This is a genomic window from Shewanella surugensis, from assembly GCF_023284005.1.
Classification (GTDB): domain Bacteria; phylum Pseudomonadota; class Gammaproteobacteria; order Enterobacterales; family Shewanellaceae; genus Shewanella; species Shewanella surugensis.
Genome location: NZ_JAKIKS010000185.1, coordinates 1 through 7,168, shown reverse-complemented (window position 1 = coordinate 7,168; position 7,168 = coordinate 1). Strand labels below are relative to the sequence as shown.

Below are 7,168 nucleotides of genomic sequence, written 5' to 3'. Positions count from 1 at the left end.
AATTCGTCGCCACTGCTTATCGCTAATCATTTTACGAGACATATGAATTTCAAAGAGAAAAATTGTATCTTAATCAGCTAATCATGGCCAATTGTCAACGCCCCCTAGTAAGTCCTTGAATTTTATTAATGAGTTTGATTGATAAAAACTTAAGTCCTTATTGATATATTCAACTGGGGTAAGTCCCAAACAATGTTTAAAATCAGATAGATATGCTAAAATCAACAGATCTTGGTCAAACTCTATGCAGTAACCAATGCCTGAATTACAATAAGCCATCCATTGGCGTAAATTATCTGGCGCTGAAGAAAATGAAACTGAGTTGATAATTGTTAAGTCGGCATTCCGTCGGATATTTCCTACGAATATTTTTTGTAATTCAATTAAATGCTCTAAATCAGCCTGCATATCCTTCACAAGTTCTTCAGAGAAACGCTCGAATATCTCAAGGCCACGATTTAATCCTTCAGAATCGTTTGAAAAACGAACACCTGTAGCCCAAAATGATTAAGACTTAAGCATACCCAAGAGAGAATCTCCTGAGGTGTAATGATACAAACTGGCCATACTTTTCCCTATTCAATTTGGATAACGCTCATTAGCGTTATCATGAGCGATTAATCCAAATATATGTTTTTTATTATCACCTTCTTTTATAAGCTATTCTAAGTTTTTGGACACTCACTAATTCCTAAGTAGTTTCTAGTAAAGCTACTATGTTCCAATTACAAAATATTTGCTCTTTGGTCTGTTCAAGTACAACAGAGGCTAAAAGTATGCAATCAGGGTTATCGATATAAAACTGTTTTCAAATGATCATCTGTTAAGTCAAACTCAGGATCCTTACCTGTTAACGCTTTCGTCAGCGGAACAATTTTTGTTCTGACCCCCATTCCCCGAAAATCGACATAGCTATAATCCCGAAGCACTTCCATTACAATTGTGTTCCTAGGTGAACGCTGTCCAGCTTTCATTTTTTCTACCGTCATCGAGTTTGGCAATGCACCGGGACTAATAAATTCAAGACGATTGGAATAACTGGCCACCTCAATTTCAACAAAACGCGTCCAATCACGATGCGCAAGGGCGTTTATTAATGCTTCTCGAACGGCCTCAAGAGGGTAGAACAATTTAGTCTCTCGCCTCAATCCTTCATCTATCTGATCTGCTTCTTGAGAAATAAAAGGCCGCATTGCATCCATAAATCGCTCAATGATTCCGCCATCAACTAATTGTTTCTCACCATGTTTGGTATCCCATCGTCCAACCATTGGCCCGTCAATAATGTCATCCAATGTGGCTTGGTATTCTTTCTCCTCACCGTTAAATACCATGACTCGTAAACCAGCTTGTTTAAGATGACGTCTTGGGCTTTTACCAAATAACACCAAACCGGCGATCGTACAACACACGTTACCTGCCGCTTCGGTTAAAAAGCTTAACCCTAGTAGTCTTGTCTGCCATTCCTCTGATGTTTTAGGCACATCAGGATCACGTAATATGTCTTCTATATAGTTAGTTAAACGTGCTTGATCCAGATGACTTACATCAGTGCGGGGCACTGGCATTACTTCAGTATGCAACATGCCACCCAATTCAAACAATCGCATCTGCTGCTCTCTGGTAGCCAATCTCGACGTCGAGCCTACACGTATATAAACCTCTTCTCGATTGCGATCACGAACCACATAGGGCTTGGAAATCCCCATTGGGAAGCTGACTACCGCAACTGATTTTCCATCATCAAGCTTCACCTCTTCGTAGAATGGTAAAATCATAGGGTGAATCTTGCTTTGAAAAACATCCATGACCCATTCTTCAAGCCTTGCTCGTTGAATACCGCTGATTGTCCCGTCGTCCTCTACACCTAGTAGCACTCGCCCTCCCTGAAAGTTGGCCATGGCTACGACTTCTTTTGCCAACTGCTCAGTGCGAATATCATCGCGCTTAAACTCCACACCGGAGTTTTCACGATTCGCAACAATCTCTAATAATTCTATTTTTAACATCTCTTTCTCCCAAGGTTCAAAAGTGCTTAATTAAAGCCGTATTTTTCCCGGCGTTGATTAAACGCACTCTTACCACCTTCCAAAATATCAGCGGCTAATTTTTGCACTTCCGGCATATCAATCGCACCTTGTTGTTCTGGCTTAATTAGTCCTTTATTGTCTTCAACACTGAGTACTCCAATCCACTCTGCATCACCAAATACCGGAATATTGGCGTTATGGGTTGCGAACAAGAATTGGCGATTTAGCTTAGCCCTGCGCAATTCAGCTACGATACGTTCTGCAATAAAGGCGTTATCTAGATTATCTTCTGGCTGATCTAGGATAAGCGGGTCTTGATTATCTAATAGGAGCAGGTGCAGAACAGCCGTACATTGCTGACCTGTCGATAAGTCTTCGATGGAGCGGAATACAGCATCTTGTTCCCCATGAGTCACATTGAGCTCTATGGCCATCGTATCAGGAATGACCAGTTCTTCTAGCATAAGAAGTTTATGCTCAGGCAAACGGCATAACGCTCTTACTACCGTGTCCGAAATACCAAAACTAATGGTTAACTCTGCTGCACCCTGCCGTATGGTCGCCGCAAGATTAGCCGGTGAAAATTCCCCGTCTATTACCCAAGCTAATCGCTTAACCCCAACCCCCTCTAAATTGCAGTTACTTAGAGCATCCACCAAAACCTGACGATTTCCTTCTGAATTCAAACTCAAGCGAACCTTCTGCTCCAACTTTCGAGTAAGGCTCTTCACTGACTTTTGCATGGCGCTGGCACGGGCACTGGTTTGCTGATCCAGCTCCAGTAGTAATTTCTTTCGCTGGCTGTAAAGCTCGTTGAGCTGTGCCTCTCTGCTTTGTAATGCTGCTTTCTTTGGCCTAATCTGCTCTATTTTCTTTAGCAAACTTTGGTATTCAGCACCAATTTTCCGACCTGTTTTGCCTTGGCTTGCGGGTATGTCTTTAAAGGCATTTTCCAGCTGTTGTTCTTCCGAATTTATCTTCTCAATTAACTGTTGTTGGAAATGCAACAGTTCTGCGGAGGTTTTACTGACAAGCTGTTCGAGCGGTACTAAGGTCTGGGTGAGCGAGGTCAGTAAACTTTCCAATATTTCACGCTGTTGCTTTAAAAGGTCTGCATGTGGTAATCCCTCCAGGCTGGCATCACTTAAAAAAACAATATCTGGCAAACTGTCCTTAAGCGTATCAAGCGCCTCCTTAACCCTTTCTACTTCTTCATTAGTGCGTCCGTTAAGCTGTTTTTCTTTCTCCAGTTTTGGAATGATTTCTAGTTTTTCATGGATACCTAACGCTTGAAACTGTTTAGCTTGTTCCTGTAATTTAGGTAGGCGCTCAACTTCTTCTTCTATATCTGCCTTCTGACTAAGCGCACTCTTAATTGACTCACGATTATCCTTAAGCCTTACCAATACCTTGGCTATGGCCGCATCAAACCGCTCGTGTTCACCTTCTAAAAAACGTTTAATTAGCTGGTTTCGGCTTTGCTCATCACGGGTCATCTCATAGATTTCGTTCTGACCATACAACTCGATACCCGGCAGTAAATCCTTTGGATGATAGGGCGAGATACTGTCGTTTTCATCAACCACAGCAGGCTGATTGCCATATTTTCGGCTAATGGTAAAATGTCGGCCATGCATAGCGGCAGAGCGCACCTTCACTTCAACCATGCCTTTTTCATTGCCGAGATTATTTTTTAAGATGGCGTCATGCTGTGCTTGTGCCGCTTTGCCAAACGGCTGCAAGTCAAACGCAAAACGAATGCATTCAAGCAGCGTAGATTTTCCCGTACCGCGGCCACCGATTACGGCATTCAGATGCTCAGAAAATTCGATATCGACACCATCAAGATAGCCCCCAATAAAACGCACCCGCTCAATTGCGGAGGCATAGTTTTGCGGCTTGTCAGAATTTAACCTAACTCGCGAACCTGAATCTAAAAAGGCTTGCTTGAATGAGGCAAAGCAGGGCTTGGTCATCTTGATTAAGCACGAAGCATCTTCATTTTTTATATCTTCTGGTTTTGCAATATCCGCAGCGTTGATAGCGGCCATTTCTCGTTCACGGTGATAAGCCTCATCCCGATTTTTAAACGCCCTATAATAGAGTACATCTTGGGCATGTCTTAAATCCTCAACACTACCCGGAATCTGTGCAGCTAATAATCCATTCTGTTGCCAGACATGATTCATCCTGCGCTTTAGCACTCCATCATCATTAGTGCTATGGGCAGCAAATATAAAACCATCCTTGTCATTCACATAATTAATGATATCCAGTGCAGACTTCTGTACCGGCGCTTCAGGATGGTGAATATCGACCCCCAAAGCCCCCAGATGCATTTTTATCAAATCGCTAAATGTCGATTCCTCGAACAGACAAACAAAGTGAATCTTTTCACTGGACGCTACTTCGAAACCCGGGAATACCACAATGTTATGTTGATTAAATAAATCTCTGATCTTCTCGAAGCCGTTAATCGAACCATGATCGGCCATACCAATCACTTCAACACCCGCCTCCAAAGCGGTATTTAGCAATTGTTGGTTGTAGTCATCTTCAGTAAGCGTCTGTTGTTGGCCACGATATTTAATATAACCAGAGGCGTTGACTTGTAAAGCGCATTTAAAAAAGCGTGCTTTGGTGTATTTGTTATTCTGATTAGTCATTCTCAATCACCCCTTTTGTAGATTCAACCAAAAGTGTTATTCCAGTCAAATTTTGTCTTCAATGTTCTGTTAGAGCAGATCTGTATTGAGTCCTGCGGCTTTCAAGCGCTGGGTTAGGTTACGCATTTTGCTGAACTCAGTACCAAAGCTATGACGAAGCCCAACTCCCTCGCAGAAATCTTTTGCGGTAATGTTCTTCAGCTCATCGGCATATTTGATCATTTGTAGATGCAGCTCAGCGGTGTACTGATTGCGAGGGGCATCAGCCAAAACCAGTTTGATTCGCTCATATATCTTGTTTTCGTTCATTGTAATCTTTACGACCAATGCATTTATATAATTTAGCTAATTTATATAGTATTCACGAACTCTACAAGGTTAATTTGCGTGAAGGGATAGGTAAATTGTCCAGCTCAACCTGAATCGTGCTTTCTTTAACAGCAGTTGCTCAATTACCTTGAATCGATACTGATGTATCAGAATAAAACCTTGGTAACCTTTTAACACTATCGATAGTTAATGCATTACAAAATATAGGTCAAATACTATGCCCCCAGATATGTTCCAAGTAAAATATGTAACTTGGTTTGGGGCATTAATTAGTTAGATCAATCAGTCAAATTCTTAAATTGAAGAGTGACAGATTACATCCTGACCAATCCACCTAACCAGTATACTCAATCAAGATTATATTGATTGAGGTATGACAGCTCCTTAACAACCATGTTATCACTGCATTTGTGTGTACTTTAACCTACGGTAACAATTAATATAAACAAAGAGATGTAACAAGCAATATAACCCAAACCAAAGCAACAACCTGCTTTTCGCTTTTAGCTCCCTATCGAAGTTGCCGAAGATATTTTATCAGTCATCGTGTGATTGAGGGAGGGATCCCGAAATAGCCTTAGTTGAGTCAGGACGACGAATATGAGGCGATAACGATGACTTTAATATAATATAGAGGTGCTTAACTTCGTCGGGGCGTCATGGTGGATTCAAGGAGGATAGGACGAGCAGTCCTTCTTGCCCCAGTGTGGATGGGAATCCACGACCTTTCTATACAAAAAAACAGGCGGCAGCAATCAATATAAACAAAGAGATGTAATAGACAAATAAACCCAAACCAAAGCAACACCCTGCTTTGGCTTTTAAGATCCCCATCGGAGTAACTTTAACTTTTCGATAAAAAATATTGTGATTGAGACAGGATGTCGAAAATAGCCTTAGTTGAACCAAGGACGGCGAATATGAGGCGATAGCTATTTTTGTCCATCGAAAATTGAAGTGCTTCTACTCCGTCTGGGCGTTATGGAGGTTATTAGGAGGATAAGGACGAGCAGTCCTCCTAATCTCAGTGTGAGTGGGAATCCACGACCTTAGCCTCACCGCAGGTGAATATTCATCGCTCCGTTGGACGTTATGGTGGCGCTGGAGGGCGAAGGCCATAATATTGGCCTCTTTGAACGAGAGATAGGGATATCGAACTGGCATTTAAACATGGAAGTTGTTGAAGGTCATAAAGGTAACCTCTCTGAGCGAGAGACATCTATCTTGTATATGCTAGGCGAACTGGCCTTTAAACATGGAAGTTGTTGAAGGTCATAAAGGTAACCTCTCTGAGCGAGAGACAGCTATCTTGTATATGCTAGGCGAACTGGCCTTTAAACATATACGTTGTTAGGACGAGCAGTCCTCCTAGTCCCGTGTGAGTGGGAACTCACGATCGTCCATTAAGCGAAGCTTAAAGCGCAAAATAGAACCCCCACCACCTTAGTCTCCATGCAGGTAAATCATAATAATCGATATTGGATATTAGCGATACTTCACCGCTAGATCAGACATTTTTATCATTTGATGCTCAATGCTTATTGAATCCAGGTCGATCAAGCCCATAAAAACTTGGCAAGCGGGATTGCTTTTAAACTGCTCGCAGCCTTGTTTAACAAGGCTCCATAGAATCCCAATAAATCACATCGGTCCAAGTTTGAGTATCAATATGATAACTTAACGAGCGATACTCAAAGCCCTCAAGCTTAGCAATAAAGACTTGGCTTTGTTGCGTCGCCACCACTAAATCCGCTTCTGTTGTACCCGGTAAGACTTTAAAACTCACTATTTCAATGACATTTTTCATGTAGGCTTTCCTTGTTTAATGTACTTATTTAAACGATAAGCATACAGAATCACAATGTCAGAACCTGTCAGTAGTGTTTAACGTCCTGATGTTTGCGAGTGCATTGAGAGCAACACGGTCAAAAAATACTTTATAGCGGGAATGAAAACAATAAGAGCGATTATAAATCGTGGCATAAGTGCAACTGGGTAAAATGACTTAATCTACGTCAAACACAGGAAACAAAGTGAGCGTCCGGCGAACTACGCCTTGCTTAGATTAACATGCCAAGGTAAGAGACTATTGAGATCACAGTTGGGGGGAGATAGCTGTTCCAAGCAATGTTCGATGTAATC

The 7,168-nt window shown here is 41.8% G+C and carries 5 protein-coding genes; all 5 read right to left on the bottom strand.

The window, feature by feature from the left end:
* Positions 1-81: 81 nt before the first annotated feature.
* Positions 82-417 carry a DUF2971 domain-containing protein gene (locus L2764_RS24995; protein WP_248943077.1) on the bottom strand — a complete coding sequence of 112 codons (336 nt, stop codon included), beginning with the start codon at positions 415-417 and terminating at the stop codon, positions 82-84.
* 371 nt (positions 418-788) lie between these two features.
* Positions 789-2,009 carry an RNA/DNA-binding domain-containing protein gene (locus L2764_RS24990; RefSeq protein WP_248943076.1) on the bottom strand — a complete coding sequence of 407 codons (1,221 nt, stop codon included), beginning with the start codon at positions 2,007-2,009 and terminating at the stop codon, positions 789-791.
* Positions 2,010-2,035: 26 nt separating this feature from the next.
* Positions 2,036-4,696, bottom strand: coding sequence for a TrlF family AAA-like ATPase (locus L2764_RS24985; RefSeq protein ID WP_248943075.1), 2,661 nt, complete (start codon positions 4,694-4,696; stop codon positions 2,036-2,038).
* A gap of 69 nt (positions 4,697-4,765) precedes the next feature.
* Entirely contained in the window at positions 4,766-5,005 is a 240-nt protein-coding gene (locus L2764_RS24980; protein WP_248943074.1) for an HTH-like domain-containing protein, read from the bottom strand.
* A gap of 1,633 nt (positions 5,006-6,638) precedes the next feature.
* Positions 6,639-6,833: a hypothetical protein gene (locus tag L2764_RS24975; protein ID WP_248943073.1), complete on the bottom strand. Its 195-nt coding sequence runs from the start codon at positions 6,831-6,833 to the stop codon at positions 6,639-6,641.
* Positions 6,834-7,168: the final 335 nt, after the last annotated feature.